Consider the following 22,839-nt stretch of genomic DNA (forward strand, 5'->3'; position numbering starts at 1 on the left):
CGGAGTCCAAGCCACCCCCGGAGTCCAAGCCGCCTCCGGTCACCGAGCCACGCCCGGAGACGGCACCGCTCCCGGAGGCCAGGCCATTCCCGGAGACCGAGCCGCCATCAGCCACCCATCCGCCCTCGGACACCGATCCGTTCCGGGACACTGCGCCGCCCCCGGGCAGCGAACCGCCCCCGAAGACCGCGCCACCCCCGGACGCCCTGCCGCTCCCAGGCACCGCTCCGCTCCCGGGCAGCGAGCCGCTGCTGGACACCGAGCCGCCCCCGGAGACCGAGCCGCTCCCAGACACTCTGCCGCTCCCGGAGACCGAGCCGCTCGCGGGCGCGGGCCCGGGGGCCACAGCTGATTCCCCCACTTGTGCCGTGTCACCCGGCACACCGCTCGACGCCTTGTGCCGGGGGATGGCAGGCGCACCGTGTCGCCCGACCGACGAGGCGCCCCGCGAGGCCCCCGACCATGCGGACACGGAACCAGCCGAGGGCGTGGGTGGGTGGGCAGCCGACGTCCCAGCTACGGTCGACCCGCCAACCACAGCCGACCGCTCCGGCGGGGCCGGCCATCGCGCGGCCGACCTCCCGACGGACGGACCCGATAGCGCGGTCAGTGAGGCGCCCCACGGAGTCCCCGGCCATTCGGGTAGCGGGTCGGGCGATGAGTGGGCGGGAGAGGGCGAGCTGGGCGATACGTGGGCGGAAGACGGCGATGGGTGGGCAGAAGAGGGCGGGGCCGGGGTCGAGAGGGGGGAGGCGAGTAGGTCCGAGTCGGCGGCGCGCTCATAGTCGCGCCACCTGACCCCGTCACCCACCACAGGGTCGTAATGCCCCTCGGGAAGGACCCCCCGCACGCTGGACTTGCGGTCGCGGAACACGTCCTGCCTCCTGTCATGGCTCGACGACCGATCGTAGGGCGACGAGCCATCTCGAGGAGGGGAAGTCAGCAAGTTTTGGCGGTCCCAACCAGCCCCCGTACCTGCGCAAACAGGGAGAAGGGCCGCGCTCAGGCAACGTTGATCTGGATGGAGTGCCAGCCGCTCGCGCCGTCAGGCGCCGGCGGCGCCTGCTGTTCGGTCTGGGTACGGCCGGCCGCGTCCGTGGCCCGGACCTCGATCGTGTGCTTGCCGGCAGTGAGGTCCCAGTCGAGCGACCACTGACGCCACGTGTCGGGGCCCGGCACCTGGGCCAGCTTCGCCTGCCGCCACTCACTCCGGTCGACGCGTACCTCCACCGCGTCGATCCCCGTGTGCTGCGCCCAGGCCACCCCCGCGATCGTGGTACGGCCGGCCGTCACCGACGCGCCCGGCTTGGGCAGGTCGATGCGGGACTCCGTCTTGATGGGCCCCTTGGCGGACCAGCCGCGCGGCGTCCAGTACGCCTCGTCCCTGTCGAATCGGGTCACCTTGACGTCCACCACCCACTTGGTCGCCGAGACGTACCCGTAGAGGCCGGGCACCACCTGGCGTACCGGGAAGCCGTGCTCGACGGGCAGGGCCTCGCCGTTCATCGCGATGGCGAACAGCGCGTCGCGCCCGTCCATCACCACGTCGACCGGGGTTCCGGCGGTGAAGCCGTCGTCGGAGGTGGACAGCAGCATGTCGGCGCCGGACTGGAGGCCCGCGTCGCGCAGCACGTCGGCCATCCGGGCGCCGAGCCAGCGGGCGTTGCCGATGTACTCGCCGCCGACCTCGTTGGACACGCAGGTCAGCGTGACGTACGACTCGGTGAGGGGGCGCTTCAACAGGTCGGCGTACGTGATCTCGACCGGCCGGTCCACCATCCCGTGGATGCGCAGCGTCCACTGCCGGGGATCGACATGCGGCACGATAAGCGCGGTATCGACCCTATAGAAGTCCTGATTTTTCGTGACGAATGGGGAAAGGCCGCGTATACCGAAATCCGTTCCTTGGGGCAGTGGTTTGGCCGCCACCCTGGGCCTGGGCAGCGCGATCGCCACCCGGGCGGTCTCCGCCGTCTGCCGCCCGCCGAGCACCCGCCCGGCCAGCGTGGCGGCTCCCGCGACCACCACACCGCCCGCGACGCCGCCGAGCAGCCGTCGCCGGTCGAACGAGTACGGCTCCGCCCCGGTCCGCATCACGGCAGGCCGCTCAGCCTCATCGCCGGGAGCCCCCGAAAAATCAGTGGGGGATCCGCCGCTGCCAGACTCAACATCCGAAGCCGACGAAGCCGGCGCCTTGACGCCCGAAGCCGCCGTCGCGCCCGAAGCCGACCGAGCCGCCGCCCTGACGCCCGAACCACCCGAAGCGCCCGAAGCGCCCGAAGCGGACGAGCCCGGGACCGCCGCCCCCGCGCCCTCGTACGACTCCCGCACGCCCCGCGCCAGCAGCCACGTGAGCGCCCAAGCCCCGACACCGACCCCCACCACGGTCGGCACCACGTCGAGCGCTCCCGCGCCCGGCCGGGTCACCACCGCCGCGATGCCCACGACGCCGAACACCCCGAGCCCCACCAGCCCGTACGCCACCCGATGCCGCGCCAGCACGCCGATGACCGCCGCCACCACCGCGAGCACCACCAGCACACCCGCGATGAGCACGGTCTTGTCGTTCGAGCCGAAGTTGCTGATGGCGAACTCTTTGAGCCACGCGGGCGTGTTGTCCACGACCACGTTGCCCACGGCCACCACGGGAAAGGCCGCGGGCTTCAGCACCCCGGCGACGAGCTGCGCGACGCCGAGCGCCACAGCCCCGGCCACCACTCCCGCCAGCGCCCCAGCCCAGGCCGGCATCACATCGTTCTTCTGCACAATTCTGACGCTACGCCTCTGGCGGCCGATGGTTCTTACACGATGGTTACGTCAGCTCGCACAGTCAGCTCACGATGAGGTCGCGCACGATCGGGGCGAGGGCGCGGAAGGCGCGGCCCCGGTGGCTGATGGCGTCCTTCTCGTCGGCGGAGAGCTCTGCCGCGGTGCGGGTCTCGCCCTCGGGCACCAGGATCGGGTCGTAGCCGAACCCGTTGGTGCCGCGGGGCGTCGTGACCAGGTGGCCCGCCAGCGTGCCCTCGACCACGCGCCACTCCCCCGATGGCAGCGCCAGCGCGGCCGCGCACGCGAAGTGGGCGGCCAGCTTGTCGGCGGGCACGTCGGAGATCTGTGCCAGCAGCAGGTCGAGGTTGGCCTTGTCGTCACCGTGGCGCCCGGACCAGCGCGCCGAGAACACCCCGGGCATGCCGTTGAGCACGTCGACGCAGAGGCCGGAGTCGTCGGCCACCGCGGGCAGCCCCGAGCCCTGCGCCACGGCGTGCGCCTTGAGCAGGGCGTTTTCCTCGAAGGTGACGCCGGTCTCGGCCACCTCACCGATCGAGGGGAACTCCTCGAGCCCGACGATGTCGAACCCCGACAGGATCCGGCGCAGCTCGGCGATCTTGCCCGCGTTACGGGTGGCCAGGACGATTTTCATGCTCCCAGCGCCTCCTGCTGGATCAGGGTGAGCTCCTCGCAGCCGGTGACGGCCAGGTCGAGGAGCTGGTTGAGCGCGGCGCGGTCGAACGGCGCGCCCTCGGCGGTGCCCTGCACCTCGACGAAGCTGCCGGCGCCGGTCATCACCACGTTCATGTCGGTCTCGGCCGCCACGTCCTCGGTGTAGCAGAGGTCGAGCATCGGGACCGAGCCGACCACACCGACCGAGACGGCGGCCACGGAGTCGACCAGCGGCTCGCCGGGGCACATCCGGCGCTCGCGCATCCACGCGACGGCGTCGGCCAGCGCCACGTAGGCGCCGGTGATCGCGGCGGTCCTGGTGCCGCCGTCGGCCTGCAGGACGTCGCAGTCGAGCAGGACGGAGTTCTCGCCCAGGGCCTTGTAGTCGACGCAGGCCCGCAGTGAGCGGCCGATCAGCCGGGAGATCTCGTGCGTGCGCCCGCCGATCTTCCCGCGAACCGACTCGCGGTCATTGCGGGTGTTGGTGGCGCGCGGCAGCATCGCGTACTCGGCCGTGACCCAGCCCTGGCCGCTCCCCCGGCGCCAGCGCGGCACGCTGTCCTGGACCGATGCGGCGCACAGGACCCGGGTGCCACCGAACTCCACCAGCACCGAACCTTCGGCATGGGTAATCCATTGCCTGGTAATGGTGATGGGGCGGAGCTGATCGGGGTTTCGGCCATCCTGTCGCGACATGCAGATCACCCTATCTCCGCGCCGCAACGCTCTTGACCGAATGTGTCCGACACATGGATCCTTACGCAATGACAACGGGGGTGTTGCGAAACCCTGACTTTCTCCGGTTCCTCAGTTCGCACGTGGCCAACGAACTCGGAGCCAACATTTCCCGCGTGGCGCTCCCTTTGGTCGCCGTGCTGGCTCTGCACGCCGGACCCCTTGAGGTCGGCGTGCTCTCTGCGCTGCAGACGGCGGCGTTCCTCGCGATCGGCCTGCCCGCGGGGGTCTGGGTCGACCGATTGCGCAGGCGCCGCGTGATGGTGACCTCCGACCTGGTCAGGTGCCTCCTGCTGGCGAGCATCCCGGTCAGCGACGCGCTCGGGCTGCTGTCGGTCGGCATGCTGTACGTGGTCGCGCTGCTGGCCGGCACCGCCCAGGTCTTCAACGACGTCGCCGACCAGACCTACCTGCCGGAGCTGGTGAGCAGAGACCGGCTGAGCGACGGCAACTCCAAGCTCGAGTTCGTCCGGTCGAGCGGCTCGCTCGCCGGTCCCAGCCTGGGCGGCGCGCTCGTACAGCTGATCGGCGCCTCGCGCACGATGCTGGCGACCGCGCTGGCCGCGTTGGGCTCCCTGGTCTTCCTGAGCGCCATCAAGACGCCCGACCAGGCGCCGGTCGCCGAGGAACGCCCGCGGATGCGCCAGGGCATCGCCGAAGGGCTCGGGTTCGTCTGGCGCGACCGGCTGTTACGGGCGATCGTCGTCACGACCGCGGCGACGAACCTGAGTCTCAGCGGTGTGATCAGCCTGTCCGTGCTGTTCCTGGCTGACGTGGTCCGGCTGCCGCCCGGCCTGATCGGCGTCATGCTCATGTCGGGCGCGGTCGGCGGGCTGCTCGGCGGCCTCACCGGGAGCCGGTTATTCAGCAGGTACGGCACGGCGAGGGTGACCTGGCTGGCCATCGCCGTCACCTCGCCCTTCGGCCTGCTGCTGCCCATGACGCAGGCCGACTGGCGGGTCGCCTTCTTCGCTATCGCCTCGATCGCGCTGTCATGGGGCGCGATCATCTACAACGTCGGCCAGCTCACCTACCGGCAGACCGTCACGCCGGAGCGCATGCTGGGGCGGGTCAACGCGACGGTCAGGTTCATCGTCTGGGGCACGATGCCGCTGGGCGCGTTGCTCGGCGGCATCGTGGCTCAGCACATCGGGGTGCGAGAGGCCCTGTGGGTCTTCATGGGCGCGCGGCTGCTGTCGTTCCTGCCGCTGATGTTCTCGCCGCTGCCGCGGCTGCGGGACTTCTCGCAGATTCAAGCCAAGTCGTGAGACAGGCTCAGGCCAGGTCGTAGACGGCCCCGCTGCGGGCCAGGTCGATCGGGCCGCTGTAGCCGCCCCGGCAGGCGTCGTCCAGGATCCGCTGCTGGTCGTTCCAGGGGACGAGGTGGGTGAGCACCAGCCGGCCCACCCCGGCCTTGGCGGCGTGCTCGGCGGCCTGGCGGCCCGACAGGTGCAGGTCGGTGGGCAGCCCCGGCTGGTCGAGGAACGACGACTCGCACAGCATGAGGTCGACGCCGGCGGACAGCCGCACTACTTCGGCGGACTCGCCGGTGTCGCCCGAGTAGGCCAGGCTCCGGCCGCCGTGTGTGACGCGGAAGCCGTACGCCTCGACCGGGTGGTTGACCTGACCGGCGACCACCGTGAACGGCCCGATTTCGAACGGACCCGGTGCGAGCGGTACGAAGTCGAAGGCCGTCTCCATGCCCGGCTCCTCCGGCATGCCGTAGGCGGCGGCCAGGCGGCGCGGCGCGTCGGCGGGCGCGTGGACGGGCACCTTGGGGTACGGCGCGGCCGGCCCGTAGGTCCGGGCCACGTGGTAGGCGCACATGTCGAGGCAGTGGTCGGCGTGCAGGTGGCTCAGGCAGATGGCGTCCACGTCATAGAGCCCGATATGGCGTTGCAGCACTCCCAGGGACCCGTTGCCGAAGTCGAGGAGCAGCCTGAACCCCTCGGCCTCGACGAGATAGCAGGACGAGGGGCTGTCGGGGCCGGGAAAGCTCCCCGAACAGCCAATAATGGTCACCTTCATGTGGGCCTCCCGTTAGAGGTAGTACCCCCCACTGGTGTGACTTCGACCGCATCGATCTCCGGGCCGAGGAAACGTCGCCCGAGCCGGGCGAAGAGCAAGGAGTCGCCTGTGGCGCGGAAGCGATGCCGGGGGGTGGCCTCGCTTCCTGCCGCCATGTCACGGTCGTGCAGGATGCGGTAGACGTCCTTGGCCGTCTCGTCGGCGCTGGAGACGAGCGTCACCCCGTCGCCGGCGACATAGGAGATCGCGCCGGTGAGCAGCGGGTAGTGGGTGCAGCCGAGGATCAGCGTGTCGCACCCGGCCGCCCTGATGGGGGCCAGGTAGTCGCGCACGACCTCGATGAGCTCCTCGCTTGCCGTCTCGCCGCGTTCGACGTACTCCACCAGGCGTGGGGCGGCCACGCCGGTGAGCTGTACGTCGGGAGCCGCGGTGAAGGCGTCGTGATAGGCCATGGACTCGATGGTCGCCCTGGTGGCGATCACACCGACCCTGCCGGTGCGGGTGGCGCGCACCGCGCGCCGGGTGGCGGGCTGGATCACCTCGACGACCGGCACGTCGTAACGCTCGCGCGCGTCGCGCAGCACGGCGGCACTGGCGCTGTTGCACGCGATCACGAGCATCTTGACGTCGTTCTCGACGAGGTGGTCCATCACCTCCAGCGCGTAGGCCCGGACCTCGGCCAGGCGTTTGGGCCCGTACGGCTGGCGGGCCGTGTCGGCCACATAGGTGATGGATTCATGGGGCAGCTGGTCGATGATCGCCCTGGCGACCGTCAGCCCGCCCACCCCGCTGTCGAAGATCCCAATGCTCGCGTCCGGCACCTTTAGAGGGTAGGCGACCTGCGACATTCTCACTGCGTAAGAATGCTCACAGTTGAATGCTCACAGTCAGCGCGTCAGCCGCGGCCCACCCGCGCGAGCTGGCGGCACTGGGCGACCAGCCTGCCCTCGGAGTCCCACGCCTCGACCTCTTCGTCGAACCAGCCGTCCGAGATGAGGCGGCCGCTGCCGATCAGCGTGAGCCAGCCGGGGGCGGGCAGCGCCCGCAGGTGCCAGGTGAGGTCCACGGTGGGCGCCCAGCCCCGCGCTCCGGCCGAGAACACCACGGGCGGCAGCGCGTCCACGGCCAGCGCGAGCACGTAGGGGTCGGGGTCCTGGGGCTCGGCCATCCTGAAGTACGCCCTGGACTCGGGCCGACCGCTGGGCTCGCCGGTCAGCCAGCCGATCGTGGGCGGGTCGAAGAGCATTTCCATCCGGGCGTTGAGCGTCATGTTGGACTCGGGCTTGGGCTCGGGCAGCTTGGCGCATTCTTCCGGCCGCGGCATGACATAGATGGATTTATCAGCGTAAGTGGGCTCGACGTCGTGCAACGTGGCCGTGGTGATCAGGCTCTCGATCTGCGCCACCCCGTCCTGGACGAGCGTCGCCCGGGTGAAGGCCGCCGTCCTGCCCGCCTTGAGCTGCTCGATCCGAACCCGGGCGGGGCCGGGCACGGGCGCCTTGAGGAACTGGGCGGACGTGCTCACCGGGTGCTCGAACGGCGACGCGTCCACGACCGCGCGCAAAATCACCGCCAGCAGGTAGCCGCCGTTGAGCGGGCCACCGATCACATAGCCGGGGTCGAGGCAGACGTCGTAGGTGGTCTCGTCGACCCGGATCGCCTGCGTGGCCTCGTCGAACTTGGTCATCGGTGCCGCCCTCGAATCAATCTGGAACTATATTCTAGTAGCCACACAGTCTATTGCAGACCCAGAGCATCGGGCCATCAGCGTGCCTACCTGCGAAAACGCCCTCTCGCTGAGACAGTTCGATCATGGGAAGTGTTACCGAACTCATCGGGCAGTCGGTCTGGGACCCCAACGGGGTGTGGGTCGGCCACGTCGTCGACATCCGCGTGATCAAGCACAAAGGCGAACTGCAACAGAGCGCCACCGTCTACGGCCTGGTGGTCTCGGCCCACCGCAGGCCCCTGCTCTGCCTGACTCGCGACTTGCACGGCCGCTGGGGCTGGTTCTCCCGGGCGTTGGCGCGGGTGCTTTATGTGGGATCCACTTTCGTCCCATGGTCGAGCGTCACCGATCACGACGGCGGAGAGGTGCACATCAGCACTTCTCGAAAGGAACTCTCACGGGTCTAAGTACATTGCAAGCGTCCGTCTAGCAACATCAGCTACCGTCTCTGTGGTCATAAGTCCACATTGTGAGTTGAGTGATGTCTGCTAATAATCCCCCGAGTGGCCAGGATCCGAATCGGACGACGGCATACCGCTGGAACCAGGAGCAGCAGCCCGAGAACCCACCGACAATGCCATTGTCATCACAGGGCCAGCCGTATCCTCCGCAGCAGTCCTACCAGCAGCCTCAGTACGGCCAGCAAGCCCCGACAGGGCAGCAGCCGTCCTATGGGCAGCAGGCGTCTTACGGGCAGCAGAGCCCCCAGTATGGGCAACAGCCTTCATACGGCCAGCAGCCATATGGCCAGCAACAGCCCCAATATGGGCAGCAGCCACCTTCGTACGGCCAGCAGGCCCCCGCGTACGGCCAGCAAGCCCCGACAGGACAGCAGCCGTCCTACGGGCAGCAGTCCCCCCAGTACGGGCAACAGGCGTTTGGCCAGCAGGAGCAGTACGGCCAGGCCGGTTGGCAGCAGCAGGGCCCCGAGGGCTTCGGCCCCGCCGAGCCCGCCAAGAAGAGCCGCAAGGGCTGGATCATCGCCATCGCCTCCGCGCTGGCCGTGGTCCTGCTCGGCGGCGGCGCGGTCTGGGCGGTCGGCGCGATCGGCGGCGGCGGCACGCAGCCGCACGAGGTGCTGCCCGCCAGCTCGATCGCCTATGTACGGCTCGACCTGGACCCGGCGGCCAACCAGAAGGTAGCGCTGTTCCAGATCGCCAGGAAGTTCACCGTCACCAAGGACACCTTCAAGGGTGACGACCCGCGCCAGGCGCTCTTCGACCTGACGCAGGACAGCGGTTTCTCCAAGGTCGACTTCGCCAAGGACGTCGACCCCTGGCTGGGCAGCAGGATCGGCCTGGCCATCGTCCCGTCGGGCGGCAAGGAGCCCGACTACGCCGTGGCCGTCCAGGTCAAGGACGAGGCGCAGGCCAAGGCGGGCATCACCAAGCTGATGGGCAAGGAGAAGTTCGGCCTGGCCTTCCGTGACGACTACGCGCTGGTGACCTCCAGCCAGTCGCTGGCCGACAAGTACGCCGCCGAGACCACCAGCCTCGCCGACAACGCCGAGTTCAACGACGACGTGAACGCGCTCGGTGAGCAGGGCGTGCTGTCGTACTGGGCGCACCTCGGCAAGGTCGGCGAGCTGGCCGTGACCGACAAGTCGAGCGAAGAGGCCAAGGCGCTCGAGCAGGTCAAGAACGCCAGGTTCGCCGGAGCGCTCCGCTTCGACAGCTCCTACGCCGAGCTGGCCGGTATCGTCAGCGGCGCCGAGGGCATGATCGACGGTGACCTGGAGCCCAGCAAGCTGTCGACGCTTCCCGCCTCGACCGCGGGCGCGCTGTCCTACTCGGGCCTCGACCAGATCATCACCAAGAAGTGGGCCGAGATCGAGCAGTCCGTCGCGGCGTCGCCGGCGGGGGCCCAGTTCAAGCAGTTCATCGACCAGGCCAAGCAGACCTACGGCCTGCAGCTGCCCGACGATCTGGCCACGATCCTCGGCAAGAACCTGACCCTCGCGGTCGACGCCCAGGGCCTGGACAGTGACAAGATCAAGGGCGGCCTCCGCATCACGACGGATCCGGCCAAGGCGCAGGCCGTCTACGACAAGATCCAGAAGGCCATGACGTCCAGCGGTCAGCCCGCTCCCCAGCTCGCCAAGGTCGCGGGTGACGGCACGTTCACGGTGGCGACCACCGACGAGTACGCCAAGGCTCTGGGCGGGGAGGGCACGCTCGGCGAGAGCGAGACCTTCAAGACCGCGATCCCGGACGGCGACGATGCCACCTTCGCCCTGTTCGTGGACCTCGACAAGGTCGAGAAGTACTACCTGCAGAGCATGGAGGGCGACGACAAGGCCAACGCCCAGGTTCTGAAGGCGGTCGGTATGAGCGGCAAGCAGACCGCCACCGAGGCCACCTTCTCGCTGCGGGTCCTGTTCAACTAGCACGAACACGAGTGGCCGCCCCCTACCTGGGGGCGGCCACTGTCATGCGGCCACTGTCATGCGGTCGCTGTCAGGCGGTCGCTGTCAGGCGGTCGCTGTCAGGCGGTCGCTGTCAGGCCCAGAGCTGGCCTTCGAGGCGGTGCTCGGCCTCGTCCAGAGTGCCTTCGTAAGCGCCCGTGGACAGGTACTTCCAGCCACCGTCGGCGACCACGAAGACGACGTCGCCGCTCTCCCCCGCCTTCACCGCCTTGGCGGCCACCCCCAGAGCGGCGTGCAGCGCCGCCCCCGTGGACACCCCGGCGAAGATCCCCTCCGCGGCGAGCAGTTCGCGGGTACGGCGCAGCGCGTCGGCCGAGCCCACCGAGAACCGCGTGGTGAGCACGGACTCGTCGTAGAGCTCCGGGATGAACCCTTCGTCCACGTTCCGCAGCCCATAGACCAGCTCGCCGTAACGCGGCTCGGCGGCCACGATCCGCACGCCGGGCACGCGCTCGCGCAGGAAGCGCCCCACCCCCATGAGGGTCCCCGTCGTGCCGAGCCCGGCGACGAAGTGGGTCACGGTGGGCAGGTCCTCAAGGATCTCGGGTCCGGTCGACTCGTAGTGGGAGCGCCAGTTGGCCGGATTGCCGTACTGGTAGAGCATCACCCAGTCCGGGTGCTCGGCCGCGAGCTCCTTGGCCACCCGTACAGCCTCGTTGGAGCCCCCGGCCGCTGCGGACGAGATGATCTCCGCCCCCCACATGCGCAGCAGCTGGCGGCGCTCCTCGGAGGTGTTCTCCGGCATGACGCAGATCAGCTTGTAGCCCTTGAGCTTGGCCGACATCGCCAGGGAGATGCCGGTGTTGCCGCTGGTGGGCTCCAGGATCGTGCAGCCGGGTGTGAGCAGCCCGTCCTTCTCGGCCTGCTCGACCATCCAGAGCGCGGGCCGATCCTTGATCGACCCGGTCGGGTTGCGGTCTTCGAGCTTGGCCCAGAGGCGTACCTCGGCCGACGGCGAGAGCCGGGGAAGGCCGACGAGCGGCGTGCGACCGACCGAGTCGATCAACGATTCGAAGCGCATGTCACCCGCCGGCGACGGCGGGCAGCACGGTCACCGTGTCGCCGTCGGACACGGGCGTGCCGAGGCCGCCGAGGAAGCGCACGTCCTCGTCGTTGAGGTAGACGTTGACGAAGCGGCGCAGGTTGCCCTGGTCGACCAGGCGGTCCTTGATCCCGGGGTGCAGGGACTCAAGGTTGCTGATCAGCTCGTCGAGGGTGGCGCCCTCGGCGTCGACGGCTTTGGCGCCGGCGGTGTACGTACGAAGAATGGTCGGAATGCGAACCTCGATGGCCATCGCGGTCAGTCTCCTCGGGTCAGGTCGTCGTCCCATCGGCAGCAACGCCGACGGCTGAACACGGATTCCTGATCAGCGACAGTCGTAGACGACGACAGCCGGGGTATGCGCGAAGAGGTAGCTCTGCACCGGCCGGACCATCATGGTACGAACCTTACCTCTTCCTCTGTTATCGCCCCATCGAGGATCCGGTACGAGCGAAACTCCGTCTCGTTCTCGTCCCTGGTCGAGACCAGAACGTAGTGGGCGTCCGGCTCTGAGGCGTAGGTCACGTCGGTCCGCGAGGGGTAGGCCTCGGTCGCCGTGTGGGAGTGGTAGATCACGACGGGCTCCTCGTCGCGGTCGTCCATCTCGCGCCAGACGCGCAGCTGCTCCAGCGAGTCGAAGCGGTAGAAGGTGGGCGAGCGCTCGGCGTTCTCCATCGGGACGAACCGCTCGGGCACCCCGCCCCGTCCCGCGATCACGCCGCACGCCTCGTCCGGGTGGTCGGCCCGCGCGTGGGCAATGATCTTGTCCACGAGTTCCTGCGAGATCGTCAGCATGTCGGGGAAATTACCAGAGGGCCCGGACCAGGGTGTCCTGCAGGTAGGTCAGCCAGTCGTAGGTGACGTAGGCCGGGTAACGAGGGTCGTCCTCGGACATCGTGGCGATCTCGTCGTGGATCTCCTCGGTCACCTCGAGCTTGGTGCCGAGGGCCAGCCGTACGTCGTTGAGCGAACGCAGCCACGCCTGGGCCTGCTCGGGCGACAGCTCGCTGCGGCCCGGCCGGGCGCTGTCGAGCATGGTCTGCGCGTCGGCGCGCTTGCCGTCGCGCAGCGTCGCCTCGGTGTAGCGGCGGAACTCCGCCGCCTCCTTCTCATCCTGGTAGGCCGAGGGGAACAGGCGGGCGAGCACCGGATCGGACGGCGCCGCCCCGGCCCCGACGCCGATCCCGAGCGCCCGCTCCAGCGGGTCGTCGCCCGTCTCGCCCGGCGCCACCAGACCGAGCACCTGGGTGACCAGCGAGCGCAGGATCGACACCTCCGCCGCCTCGAACTCCGCGATGACGCCACCGCCGTCCCGCGTCGAGAACCCCGAGTTCACGTGTGCCGCCTCACTTGACCGAATCCGGCTGAACCGTCGCCCACAGCCCGTAGGAGTGGAGGATCTGCACGTCGCGCTCCATCTCCTCCCGGGTGCCGCTGGACACGACGGCTTTGCCTTTCTTGTGCACGTCCATCATGAGTTTTTCGGCCTTCTCCTTGGAGTAGCCGAACACCGTCTGGAAGACGTACGTCACGTAGGACATGAGGTTGACCGGGTCGTTCCAGACGATCGTCACCCATGGCAGGTCGGGCCGGACGTCCGTTGACGGACGCTCGACGGCCATTGGAGCAGTGCTACCCACATCCCCCATCCTGCCCTACCCCGGCCGTAGTCTTCGAGTCGTGGCAATGACCATGAGCACTGCGTTGCTCACAGATCACTATGAACTGACGATGCTTCAGGCGGCACTGCGGAGCGGCGCCGCCCACCGGCGGGCGGTTTTCGAGGTGTTCGCCCGGCATCTACCGGGCGGACGGCGCTACGGGGTTGTCGCCGGGACGGGACGTGTCCTGGACGAGCTGGAGAACTTCCGTTTCGGTGACGAAGAGCTGACCTATCTGCGGGAGAACGAGGTGGTCGACGAGGCGACCCTCGATTTCCTCGCCGGCTACCGGTTCTCCGGAGACGTCTATGGTTACCGCGAGGGCGACGTCTACTTCCCCGCCTCCCCGATCATGGTGGTGGAAGGAACGTTCGCGGAGGCCGTACTCCTGGAGACTTTGACCCTTTCCATCCTCAATCATGACTGCGCCATCGCCTCCGCCGCCTCCCGGATGACGAACGCGGCGGGCAAGCGCCCGATCATCGAGATGGGCTCGCGCCGTACGCACGAGTGGGCCGCCGTGGCCGCCGCCCGCGCCGCCTACATCGCCGGGTTCGCCTCCACCTCCAATCTGATGGCCGGGCGGGTCTACGGCGTACCGACGGCCGGTACGGCGGCGCACGCGTTCACGCTGCTGCACGACTCCGAGCGGGACGCGTTCGAGGCCCAGATCGCCACTCTCGGCCCGGAGACCACGCTGCTGGTCGACACCTACGAGGTGGCCGACGCGGTCCGCACGGCGATCGAGCTGGCCGGCGCCAAGCTGGGCGCGGTGCGGATCGACTCGGGCGACCTGGCGGCGGCCGCGCAGGAGGTACGCGAGCAGCTCGACGCGCTCGGCGCCTTTAACACGCGCATCGTGGTCACCTCCGACCTGGACGAGTACGCCATCGCCGCCCTGGCCGCCGCCCCCGTCGACGGCTACGGCGTGGGCACCTCGCTGGTGACGGGCTCGGGCGTGCCCACCGCCGCGCTGGTGTACAAGCTGGTGGCGCGCGAAACCGCGGCGGGCGTCATGGAGCCGGTCGCCAAGCGGTCGGTCGGCAAGCCGTCGCGTGGGGGACGCAAGGAGTCCTACCGCCTGTTCGACGAGAGCGGGCACGCCGACACCGAGCTGATCACCACGTCGGGGCCGGCGCCGGAGGGCGGTGTGCGGCTGCTGCACCAGCTCGTACGAGACGGCGAGGTCATCGGCAGGGAGCCGTTGACCGCGGCCCGCGAGCGACACGCCGAGACGATCGCACACCTGCCCCAGGAGGCGCTGCACCTTGGCAGGGGGTATGCGGCGATCGCCACGGAGTTCGCCTGACGTATGGTGCTTCGTATGGGGACCGCGCTGATCATCGTGGACGTGCAGAACGACTTCTGCGAGGGCGGGAGTCTGCCCGTGGCGGGCGGTTCCGAGGTGGCCGCCGCGATCACCCGCTACGTGGACGACCACGGCTATGACCACGTGGTGGCCACCCGCGACTACCACGTCGACCCGGGCGGCCACTTCTCCGACACCCCCGACTACGTGACGACATGGCCCGCGCACTGCGTCGCGGGCACGCCGGGGGCGGACTTCCACCCGGCGTTCGACGTCTCGGCGGTGGAGGAGGTCTTCTCCAAGGGCGCCCACGCCGCCGCGTACAGCGGGTTCGAGGGCGCCTCCGGTGACGACGTGTCGCTGGCCGCCTGGCTGGACGAGCACGGGGTGAGCGAGGTGGACGTGGTGGGGATCGCCACGGACCACTGCGTCCGCGCCACGGCGCTCCACGCGGTCCAGCACGGCCTGGCCGTACGTGTGCTGCTCGACCTCACGGCCGGGGTGGCACGGGAGACCACGGACCGCGCGCTGGCGGAACTGAGGGCCGCGGGCGCCGTCCTGCAGGGCACACCGTCCGTGGGCTGACTTTCTTTCGCACGCTGACTTTCTTTCGCGCGGCGACTTTCTCTCGCGCGCCGTTCGTGTGCCGCCCATCGCAGGCCGCGTGGAGCGTCAGCCACGAAGAGTACGCGATGCGCGACGCTGCGGTCATGTGATATCCAGAAGGCGAACGCTCTCCGCGCCCACCCCGCCACGGAGAGCGATATGACTTCTTTCTGGTGTGAGGTTCCCCATGCTCACCTTTTCCCTCGGCCTCGCCTGGCTGCTGCTCGCCCCGCTCAGCCTCTGGGTGCTCGTCCGCGGACGCAACGGAGCCAGGGTCGGGGCCGTGGTGACGCTGGCACTGCTGGAGGCGGCCACGGTCGCGATGACCGCCGAGGAGCGGGAAGCCGCGGTCGTCGCCCATGAGGCGCCACCGAGCGTGTTCTCGATGGCGTGCGCGGCGCGTACGCCGATGCCGCAGACGGCCCGGCTGAGCGGCGCGCGCGACGATCTCACGCTGTCCTGGCCCGCCGCGCCCGACGAGTGCGCGACGGCGCAGGTCACGCTCCGCCCCAAGGGACGCGGGCTGCGCGTCTGGATCCGCGAAGGGCCGACGGTCGGCGAGGGCAAGGAGGCGCGTACGGTGCCCGTACACGTTGTCGGGGGCGCCGCCTCGCTGCGAGTGCCGCTCGACCCGCCGGCCCCCGCGCGGCTCAGCCCGGTCGACGGCCGCACCGGCCACCGCATCCCAGCCGCAACCGACGACCGTCCTGGCACCTCAGCCGGGACCGCGGAACGTCCGGGCACCTCAGCCGGGACCGCGGAACGTCCCGGCACCTCAGCTGAACATCCTGGAACCCCAGCAGCGACCGACGGACATCCTGGCGTGCCAGGCGCGACCGACAGACGACGTCCTATGAGATGACGGAGCCCTGCCGCAGCGCCTCGTCCAGATCGGCGTAGACCTCGAACGCGTGCCGCAGCCCTGTGATGAACAGCACCCGCCCCATGACCCCTTGAACCCCGCCCAGCAGCAACCGGGTCCCCCTGGCCTCGCACCGCTGCAGCACTTCGACCAGCTCGTTCATCCCCAGGGAGTCGCAGAAGGTGATCTCCCGCAGGTCCATGATCAGGACGGGCATCGCCGGGTGCGCCCAGACGCGCTCCATGTGCTCCCGGAAGACGGGCACCGCGGAGGCGTCGAGATCGCCGTTCAGCCGGGTGACGATGGCGTTTCCCGAGAGGCCGGAAGTGACGACGAACGTCGATTTACCCGTGGCCCCAGCTGACATGGAAGAAATCCTTCTGTTCATCCAAGGCAGCCATCGTGGGTCGTAGCCGATGCGGCTGGGCGTCCGCCGAAAGGCCACCGCGATGTGACCAACTGTGTTACTCACCTCTGGATCGGCGCCCGGCACGGCCATGAACAGGCTCTTCGCTGCCGTGTCCTAACCGTGACACTATTCGGGGCCCACGGCCACCGGATCGCGAAGATCCCTATCACGCCCGGCTTGGGGTCACCCGGCGAGACGGGTTCATCTCCGCCCGCCTGGTCCAGGACATGAACGATCACGTCTGTCTGGTCCAGGACATGGGCAATCACGTCGGCCTGGTCCAGGACGTGGACGTGGGCGACCAGGTCGGCTTGGTCCAGGACGTGCCTGTGGACGACCACGTCGGCCTGGTCACCCGGCGAGGAGGGAACCCCCTCGCCGGGCGGCTGCGCTAGCGCCGCTGGGTGGCCCACTGGCGGATCTTGGCGATCCGCTCCTGGATCTCGGCGGCCGTGGCCTGGGCGATGGGCGGCCCGCCGCACGCCCGGCGCAGGTCCGAGTGGATGACCCCGTGGGGTTGGCCGGTGCGGTGGTTCCAGGCGCCCACGAGGCCGTTGAGCTCCCGCCGGAGCTCGGCGATCTGCTCGTGCGGCGCCAGCGCGGGCGGTGCGCTCTCGGCCTTCTTGGCCTTGGCCGCCTGCTGGTCCGACTGCCGCTTGCGCAGCAGCGTGGCCACCTGGTCGGGCTCCAGCAGGCCGGGCAGGCCGAGGAAGTCCTCCTCCTCCGCCGAACCGACCTCCGCCCCGGTGCCGAACTCGCCGCCGTCGTAGAGCACCCGGTCGAACGTCGCCGAGGTCTCCATCATCTCGAACGGCAGCTCGTCACCAAGGACGTCTGGATTGTCCTTCTTCCTGTTGGCCTGTTCGAGCAGGCTGTCGTCCAGCCCGTCCTCCGGCGGACGGCGGTTGAGCACGTGGTCGCGCTCCAGCTCCATCTCGTTGGCCAGGCCCATGAGGGTCGGCACCGAGGGCAGGAACACCGAGGCCATCTCACCGCGCTTGCGGGCCCGCACGAAACGCCCGACCGCCTGGGCGAAGAACAGCGGCGTGGAGGTCGAAGTGGCGTAGACGCCCACGCACAGCCGCGGGATGTCGACGCCTTCGGACACCATCCGGACCGCCACCAGCCAGCGATCATTGGACGCGGCGAACTGCTTGATCTTGTTCGACGCCCCCGGATCGTCGGAGAGCACGACGGTGGCGCCCTCGCCGGAGATGTTGCGCAGGTGCCGGGCGTAGGCGCGGGCCGCCTCGTGGTCGGTCGCGATGACCAGGCCACCGGCGTCGGGGACGCCGCGCCGCACCTCCGTCAGCCGCCGGTCGGCGGCCTCCATGACCTGGCGGATCCAGTCGCCCTTGGGGTCGAGCGCGGCGCGCCAGGCCTGGGAGAGCTGGTCCTTGGTGAGCGGCGTGCCCAGCGTGGCGGCGAGCTCGTCGCCCGCGCGGGTGCGCCACTTCATCTCCCCGGAGTAGGCCAGGAAGATGACCGGCCGGACGACGCCGTCGTCGAGGGCCGGGCCGTAGCCGTAGGAGAAGTCGGAGACGCTGCGCTTGAGCCCCTCGGTGTCCTCCTCGTAGCCGACGAACGGGATCGGGTTGTCGTCGGACCTGAAGGGCGTGCCGGTCAGCTGGAGCCTGCGGGTGGCCGGCTCGAACGCCTCACGGATGCCATCGCCCCACGACTTGGCGTCGCCCGCGTGGTGGATCTCGTCGAAGATGATGAGCGTCTTGCGGGCCTCCGTGCGCGCCCTGTGGAGGGCGGGGTGCATGGCGACCTGCGCGTAGGTCACGGCCACGCCGGTGTAGTCGCGGGAGGTGGCGCCCTGGCTGTTCTTGAACTCGGGGTCGATGCCGATGCCGACCTTGCTGGCGGCGTCGGCCCACTGGCGCTTGAGGTGCTCGGTGGGAGTGACGATGGTGATCGCCCGGATCACCCCATTGGCGAGCAGCTCGCTGGCGATGCGCAGGGCGTAGGTCGTCTTGCCCGCGCCCGGCGTCGCCACGGTGAGGAAGTCACGCGGCTCGCGCCTGAAATACAGGTCGAACGCCTCCTGCTGCCAGGCACGCAACTTGGGGGCGGTGCCCCATGCGGCGCGGTCGGGGTAGGAAGGCGAAAGGTGGGATGCGGCGAAGGTGCTCACCGCATCACCTCTGGGGTTCGTGTGCTTCGCTGTCTCACAGTGACCCAAGAGTAATCGGGCCCACCGACAAGACGTGCCGTGCACCGGGGATCCTGGCCAAGCTCATCCTTGCGTGCTAAGGGGCGTACGGGGCTTATCGCACGCTCGACATCACCGCGTCGAGCGCCTGCCTTCGGGTGGTTTCTTCGGGTTGGAGCAGGCCAACGAGCAGCACTGCCTTGCCGTCCCGGGTGAGGAGTGTGACACGTAGGTAGGCGGGTGTGTTCGCCACATCCTGGTATTGCGCTCGTAGCGCACGCGTGTGCCCTTGCGGGAGAACTTTGTCCTCCACGATGTCGACCTTGTCGCCTTTGAGCAGCAGCCGGGAGTACAGCTCCGCCGCGTCCTTTGTGGCCTTCGTCACGTCGGCCGTGGGATCGGGGACCGGCCTGGCCATGACGAGCGCGCCTCCGCTCCTGGCGGCCGAAGTGAATCCGGTCACAGGCGGCACCCCGGCCTCCTGCCACCCCGCCGGCAGCGTGATCGTCACCCCCGCCCGAGAGTCGCTCAGGCTCGCCGTCGCGGGCGTTGGGGCGACCAGCCGCAGTACGACCATGACCAGCGCCGCGATCAGCCCGGTGGCCAGGAGCAGTGTGAGCACCGCCCCGGCAGGCCGCCGCCACCGGCGCCCCCGTACCCGCCCTGACAGGCCGGGATCGGCGGGCACCCCGTAGTGGCGGGCGGACGGAGGCAGGGACTCCCAGGGCACCTGCGGATCGCCGTCGTCCCGCTCGAGCCCTCGCCCGGCGGTGCGCCGCAACCGCGGATTCCAGAGATCCTCCGGCTCGTCCCCCTCCTCGCCCTCGGGATCGCCCCTCCCGTGCCACGAATACCCCCCACCGACCTCGTCATCGTCGCTTGCAGACCCCCGCCGCACCCACCCGAGCCCCCCGGCCAGGGGACCGCGCCGCGCGGCCCCGCCATCGCGCTCGGGGCCCCGCCGTGAGGAACCGTCATCGTCCAGGGGGTCCCGCCGTGAAGCCTGGCCCTCGCGCAGGGGATCCCGCGCGGCCCGGCCATCGCGTAGAGGGTCCCGCGCCGTCCCGTCCTCGCGTAGAGGGTTCCGCGCGGCCTCGTCATCGCGCGGGGCGCCCCGCCGCGAGGACCCGCCATCGCGTACGGGCTCCCGCCGCCCGACCCGCGGGTACGGATCCCCGCCCCTGCGCCCCGGACTCGGCGCCTCCTCGCGCCGCTGAGACGCCGTGCCAGATGACCGCTGAGGCTCGGGGTCAGATGGCTGCTGGGGCTGGGGGTCAGATGAGCGTTGGGACTGGGGCTCGGACGACTGCGGGGGCTCGGGGTCGTCGGGTGGAGGTGCGGGAGGTGTACGGCGGTGCCTGGCTCCCGAGCTCGGCGGCCAAACGCGGCGATCGTCCTCCATGACACCTCCTGCCCGCTGTCCTATCACTCCTGCCCGCCCGGGTCCGGCGTTCCGTGATCGCTGTGACAGGAGGGACAAGAATCACCCTTGAACCGGGTCAGTCGGAACGAGTGCGAGAGGCGAGAAGGGTCGCCGCGAGGGATATGGCCGACATCAGACAGCAGATGACCACGAAGCCCCGCGCGATCATCCCCGGGCTGTGCCCGATGACGTTGATCAACGCGCCGCCGAGCCCCACCGCCAGCGCGGACCCCAGCATGTCCGTCACCGAGAGCGCGGCGGAGTTGGCCCCCTGCTCGTTGACCGGCGACTGCTTGAGCGCCGTGACGCTGACCGTGGTCATTCCTATGCCCATGCCGAACCCCGCCACGATCCACGCCGGCACCGCGACCCAGCCGGTGACCCCGGGCAGGACCGACAGCAGCCCGAGCAGTACCCCCGTCATGACGCAGGCGGCTCCCATCCTGATCCGCCTGTGCGGCTCGACCGAGCGCCTGCTCTGCAGGTAGGACCCGGTCGACCAGCCGAGGGCCCCGGTCGTGAGCGCGATGCCCGCCGCCGTGGGGCCGAACGACTTGACCTGCTGGAGGGCGAGGGGAATGAAGGAGTTCACGCCGAAGAAGGCCGCCGAGAACAGGCCCCGCATCATGATCGTGGTCGGCAGCCCCCGGCTGAAGCGCAGAGCGCCCGGCGGCAGCAGCTTGGCCAGGCCGTACCCGAGGCAGATCAGCCCCACCAGGACCGCGACGGCGCTCGGCACCGGCGAGACATGAAGCTTGTCCACGCCGTACAGCAACACGCCCGCCCCACCTGCTGAGGCGGTGGCGGCCACGGTCATCGCCAACGGCCTGGAACGCGCCCCCTCCACCGACCCACCACCCGCGCCAGACGAGCCAGACGAATCGGATGAGCCGAGCGAGCCCGATGACCTGGACGACCCGGACGACCCGGACGGCACCGACGAGCCGGGCAAGTCGGCCGAGCCTGCGTCCCCGGAGGCGTGGGACGCGTCCGGCTCGTGGGCGGGCTTGTTCAGGGCGGGGACCAGCATGACCAGGGCAGGCACCACGAGCGGGATGATCCCGAAGAACACCCACCGCCACCCCCACGTGTCCGCCACGAATCCGGCCACGGCCGGCCCGACCATGGCGGGCACCACCCACGCCGCCGACAGCCCCGCGAACACCTTCGGCCGCACGTCGGCCGGATAGACCCGGGCGATCATCACGTACACGGCGACGATCGTGCATCCCGCGCCCAGCCCCTGCACGGCCCGCGCGGCCAGGAACAACACCTTGGTCGACGCCGCCCCCGCCAGCCCCATCCCGACCACGAACAGCACCACCCCGACCAGGAACGGGATCGTGTACCCCCGCCGGTCCGACCAGAGCCCGGACACCACGTTCGCGAACAGGCTGGCGATGAGGAAGGCCGAGAAGCTCAGGCCGTAGAGGTCGAGCGCGTCGAGTTGCTGGGAGATGACCGGCATGACGACGCCCACCGACATGCCCTCGAAGGCGATCAGCGTGATCACCAGCAGGATGCCGATGGTGGCCGTCCGATAGGCCGAACCGAAGATGCGAGGTTGATCGTACGGAGTGTCGAGTGCCTTCGGTGCTGTCACCCAAACATCCTAGTTGTGCCGCTATTTCAGGACGACGCGCCATCAGCGCGACGCCCATGTCATCGCGACGCCCCGTCAGAGGGCGGGCAGCGAGCCCCGACCCCGGTAGACGGCCCACATCTGGTGCATGCGTTTCGCCTGCTCAGCCGTGAACTCCCACATGCACCGGTCATGCGCGTAGTCCATGTAGTTGTGGATGGGGTCCAGACCCCGCTCCGCGCAGGTCTCCTTGGAGTCTGGGCAGCCTTCCGTGGGCCTGGCCTCGGGTGGGGTGTCGGCGATGCCGTCGCCCGGGTACGCGCAGCCGTTCTCGAAGGTGTGGAAGAGGCCGAGCCAGTGGCCGATCTCGTGTACGCCGGTGTAGCCGCGGTTGTAGTTGACCAGCGCGCCGCCGGGCAGGCTGCGCCAGTCGATGACGACGCCGTCGAGGGTGGGGCTGTCCTTGTACCAGTAGGGGTAGGTGGAGAAGCCGAGGACGAGGTCGCCCAGCTGGCCGATGTAGAGGTTCAGGGTCTCGGGGCCGCCGCGGCGCAGGGCGGACTTCATGGCGCGCTCGTTGCCGATCGGGTCGATGAACCAGGAGGCGTCCTCCTTGACCGAGATGCCGTCGAGGCGGAAGCGCACCCCGGTGGCGGCGCCGCCCAGCGCGCCGCTGTAGGCGGAGTTGAGCGCGTCGATCTGCGCCCTGACGTCCGCGTTGGAGGCCCGCCTGGCGCCGTCGGTGAGTACGTGCACCCAGGTAGGAACGATCACCTCGTCCGGGACCGTCACTCCGGCGAGCCGCTGGGCGAGCTCGTCCAGCACCTGCTCGACGTCCCGTGGCCTGGGCTGCCGCGGCCCCAAGGACCGCGGATCGTCCCCCAGCCCCCCACCCGGCCTGGGCAACCCACCGTCGCGGGCCACGGCGCCATGGTGGGCAGCGCGCAGACCCACCTCGCGCGGCGAGTCCGCGGCGGCGCAGTCAGGTGCGGCCGGGGCCCCCGAGGCGGGACGGAGCGGCGGTGTGAGCCCGGCCGCGAGCAGGCATGCCAACGAGACGGCGGTCGCGCGCCGGGCCATGCAATCCCCCGTTACGGTATGAGTAGGTCCGTATGCAGACCGTAGCTCTACCGTGGGTGATCACACGTGATCAACACTCACTCGTTGTCGTCGTCGCCGCCCGACGGCAGCCCCTCGTAGATCTCCTTGCACTCGGGGCACACCGGATATTTCTTGGGGTCGCGGCTGGGCACCCAGACCTTGCCGCACAGGGCCCGGATCGGCGTGCCGGTTACCATGCTCTCGGTGATCTTGTGCTTGTCCGCGTAGTGCGCGAACCGCTCATGATCGCCGTCGCCATGCGACGTCCGCGGGGTGGTCTCCTGCTCAGGGAGGATCTTCGTGCTCACGCCACCGAGTCTATGCCCGC

At 69.7% G+C, this 22,839-nt stretch carries 24 protein-coding genes; 7 read left to right on the forward strand and 17 right to left on the reverse strand.

What is annotated here, in order from left to right:
* Positions 1 to 1,002: 1,002 nt before the first annotated feature.
* From AB0B64_RS50700 to rph, 3 genes are all read right to left on the reverse strand, one after another.
* Positions 1,003 to 2,766, reverse strand: coding sequence for a molybdopterin-dependent oxidoreductase (locus AB0B64_RS50700; protein ID WP_358197132.1), 1,764 nt, complete (start codon positions 2,764 to 2,766; stop codon positions 1,003 to 1,005).
* A 64-nt stretch (positions 2,767 to 2,830) separates the two neighbouring features.
* Positions 2,831 to 3,421 (reverse strand): RdgB/HAM1 family non-canonical purine NTP pyrophosphatase, encoded by a 591-nt coding sequence (gene rdgB / locus AB0B64_RS50705; RefSeq protein WP_358197135.1) that lies wholly within the window; start codon positions 3,419 to 3,421, stop codon positions 2,831 to 2,833.
* Positions 3,418 to 4,137: a ribonuclease PH gene (gene rph / locus AB0B64_RS50710; RefSeq protein ID WP_225290424.1), complete on the reverse strand. Its 720-nt coding sequence runs from the start codon at positions 4,135 to 4,137 to the stop codon at positions 3,418 to 3,420. Before rph ends, rdgB begins: the two co-directional genes overlap by 4 nt.
* Positions 4,138 to 4,205: 68 nt before the next feature.
* Between rph and AB0B64_RS50715 the strand changes: the two genes are divergently transcribed.
* The gene (locus AB0B64_RS50715) at positions 4,206 to 5,444 is read left to right on the forward strand and encodes an MFS transporter (protein WP_358197143.1); all 1,239 of its coding nucleotides are present in this window, start codon (positions 4,206 to 4,208) and stop codon (positions 5,442 to 5,444) included.
* A gap of 7 nt (positions 5,445 to 5,451) precedes the next feature.
* On the opposite strand, the gene AB0B64_RS50720 is transcribed toward AB0B64_RS50715, so the two are convergent.
* The 3 genes from AB0B64_RS50720 to AB0B64_RS50730 form a co-directional block, all read right to left on the reverse strand.
* Entirely contained in the window at positions 5,452 to 6,204 is a 753-nt protein-coding gene (locus AB0B64_RS50720) for an MBL fold metallo-hydrolase (RefSeq protein WP_358197147.1), read from the reverse strand.
* Positions 6,201 to 7,025: a glutamate racemase gene (gene murI, locus AB0B64_RS50725; RefSeq protein WP_225290421.1), complete on the reverse strand. Its 825-nt coding sequence runs from the start codon at positions 7,023 to 7,025 to the stop codon at positions 6,201 to 6,203. Before murI ends, AB0B64_RS50720 begins: the two co-directional genes overlap by 4 nt.
* Before the next feature lie 74 nt (positions 7,026 to 7,099).
* A complete protein-coding gene (locus tag AB0B64_RS50730) occupies positions 7,100 to 7,891 on the reverse strand; it encodes a thioesterase family protein (protein WP_357942767.1) in 792 nt (263 codons plus the stop codon).
* Between the two features lie 125 nt (positions 7,892 to 8,016).
* Between AB0B64_RS50730 and AB0B64_RS50735 the strand changes: the two genes are divergently transcribed.
* Both AB0B64_RS50735 and AB0B64_RS50740 read left to right on the forward strand, forming a co-directional pair.
* On the forward strand, positions 8,017 to 8,340 hold the full coding sequence (locus tag AB0B64_RS50735) for a hypothetical protein (RefSeq protein ID WP_357942765.1): 324 nt from the start codon (positions 8,017 to 8,019) through the stop codon (positions 8,338 to 8,340).
* A 167-nt stretch (positions 8,341 to 8,507) separates the two neighbouring features.
* Entirely contained in the window at positions 8,508 to 10,319 is a 1,812-nt protein-coding gene (locus tag AB0B64_RS50740) for a DUF3352 domain-containing protein (protein WP_358197156.1), read from the forward strand.
* Between the two features lie 112 nt (positions 10,320 to 10,431).
* On the opposite strand, the gene AB0B64_RS50745 is transcribed toward AB0B64_RS50740, so the two are convergent.
* The 5 genes from AB0B64_RS50745 to clpS form a co-directional block, all read right to left on the reverse strand.
* Positions 10,432 to 11,379, reverse strand: a complete 948-nt coding sequence (locus AB0B64_RS50745; RefSeq protein WP_358197159.1) for a cysteine synthase — start codon at positions 11,377 to 11,379, stop codon at positions 10,432 to 10,434.
* 1 nt (position 11,380) lies between these two features.
* A complete protein-coding gene (locus AB0B64_RS50750) occupies positions 11,381 to 11,653 on the reverse strand; it encodes a MoaD/ThiS family protein (protein WP_225290416.1) in 273 nt (90 codons plus the stop codon).
* A gap of 140 nt (positions 11,654 to 11,793) precedes the next feature.
* Positions 11,794 to 12,195 carry a M67 family metallopeptidase gene (locus AB0B64_RS50755; protein ID WP_357942759.1) on the reverse strand — a complete coding sequence of 134 codons (402 nt, stop codon included), beginning with the start codon at positions 12,193 to 12,195 and terminating at the stop codon, positions 11,794 to 11,796.
* A 10-nt stretch (positions 12,196 to 12,205) separates the two neighbouring features.
* Positions 12,206 to 12,736 (reverse strand): DUF2017 domain-containing protein, encoded by a 531-nt coding sequence (locus AB0B64_RS50760; protein ID WP_357942757.1) that lies wholly within the window; start codon positions 12,734 to 12,736, stop codon positions 12,206 to 12,208.
* A gap of 10 nt (positions 12,737 to 12,746) precedes the next feature.
* Complete coding sequence (gene clpS, locus AB0B64_RS50765; protein ID WP_219526749.1) at positions 12,747 to 13,049, reverse strand: ATP-dependent Clp protease adapter ClpS; 303 nt, start codon at positions 13,047 to 13,049, stop codon at positions 12,747 to 12,749.
* Between the two features lie 37 nt (positions 13,050 to 13,086).
* Between clpS and AB0B64_RS50770 the strand changes: the two genes are divergently transcribed.
* The 3 genes from AB0B64_RS50770 (at position 13,087) to AB0B64_RS50780 (ending at position 15,838) form a co-directional block, all read left to right on the forward strand.
* Positions 13,087 to 14,370 (forward strand): nicotinate phosphoribosyltransferase, encoded by a 1,284-nt coding sequence (locus AB0B64_RS50770; protein WP_357942755.1) that lies wholly within the window; start codon positions 13,087 to 13,089, stop codon positions 14,368 to 14,370.
* Positions 14,371 to 14,385: 15 nt separating this feature from the next.
* Positions 14,386 to 14,955 (forward strand): nicotinamidase, encoded by a 570-nt coding sequence (locus tag AB0B64_RS50775; RefSeq protein ID WP_358197170.1) that lies wholly within the window; start codon positions 14,386 to 14,388, stop codon positions 14,953 to 14,955.
* A 208-nt stretch (positions 14,956 to 15,163) separates the two neighbouring features.
* On the forward strand, positions 15,164 to 15,838 hold the full coding sequence (locus AB0B64_RS50780) for a hypothetical protein (protein ID WP_358197173.1): 675 nt from the start codon (positions 15,164 to 15,166) through the stop codon (positions 15,836 to 15,838).
* Here AB0B64_RS50780 and AB0B64_RS50785 read toward each other — a convergent pair.
* Positions 15,828 to 16,205, reverse strand: a complete 378-nt coding sequence (locus AB0B64_RS50785) for an anti-sigma factor antagonist (RefSeq protein WP_357942749.1) — start codon at positions 16,203 to 16,205, stop codon at positions 15,828 to 15,830. The genes AB0B64_RS50780 and AB0B64_RS50785 overlap by 11 nt on opposite strands.
* 269 nt (positions 16,206 to 16,474) lie before the next feature.
* Here AB0B64_RS50785 and AB0B64_RS50790 point away from each other — a divergent pair, with 269 nt between their 5' ends.
* Positions 16,475 to 16,642, forward strand: coding sequence for a hypothetical protein (locus AB0B64_RS50790; RefSeq protein WP_357942747.1), 168 nt, complete (start codon positions 16,475 to 16,477; stop codon positions 16,640 to 16,642).
* Here AB0B64_RS50790 and AB0B64_RS50795 read toward each other — a convergent pair.
* The 5 genes from AB0B64_RS50795 to AB0B64_RS50815 all read right to left on the reverse strand — a co-directional run bounded on the left by AB0B64_RS50795 (position 16,639) and on the right by AB0B64_RS50815 (position 22,819).
* The gene (locus tag AB0B64_RS50795; RefSeq protein WP_357942745.1) at positions 16,639 to 18,387 is read right to left on the reverse strand and encodes a DEAD/DEAH box helicase; all 1,749 of its coding nucleotides are present in this window, start codon (positions 18,385 to 18,387) and stop codon (positions 16,639 to 16,641) included. The genes AB0B64_RS50790 and AB0B64_RS50795 overlap by 4 nt on opposite strands.
* A gap of 133 nt (positions 18,388 to 18,520) precedes the next feature.
* Positions 18,521 to 19,186 (reverse strand): hypothetical protein, encoded by a 666-nt coding sequence (locus AB0B64_RS50800; RefSeq protein ID WP_357942743.1) that lies wholly within the window; start codon positions 19,184 to 19,186, stop codon positions 18,521 to 18,523.
* A 718-nt stretch (positions 19,187 to 19,904) separates the two neighbouring features.
* Positions 19,905 to 21,431, reverse strand: coding sequence for an MFS transporter (locus tag AB0B64_RS50805; protein WP_357942741.1), 1,527 nt, complete (start codon positions 21,429 to 21,431; stop codon positions 19,905 to 19,907).
* A gap of 75 nt (positions 21,432 to 21,506) precedes the next feature.
* Positions 21,507 to 22,490, reverse strand: coding sequence for a zinc metalloprotease (locus AB0B64_RS50810; protein WP_358197183.1), 984 nt, complete (start codon positions 22,488 to 22,490; stop codon positions 21,507 to 21,509).
* Between the two features lie 77 nt (positions 22,491 to 22,567).
* The gene (locus tag AB0B64_RS50815; protein WP_357646610.1) at positions 22,568 to 22,819 is read right to left on the reverse strand and encodes a DUF3039 domain-containing protein; all 252 of its coding nucleotides are present in this window, start codon (positions 22,817 to 22,819) and stop codon (positions 22,568 to 22,570) included.
* Positions 22,820 to 22,839 lie beyond the last annotated feature (20 nt).

Origin of the sequence: Nonomuraea sp. NPDC049129 (assembly GCF_040648495.1) — a bacterium.
Classification (GTDB): Bacteria; Actinomycetota; Actinomycetes; order Streptosporangiales; family Streptosporangiaceae; genus Nonomuraea.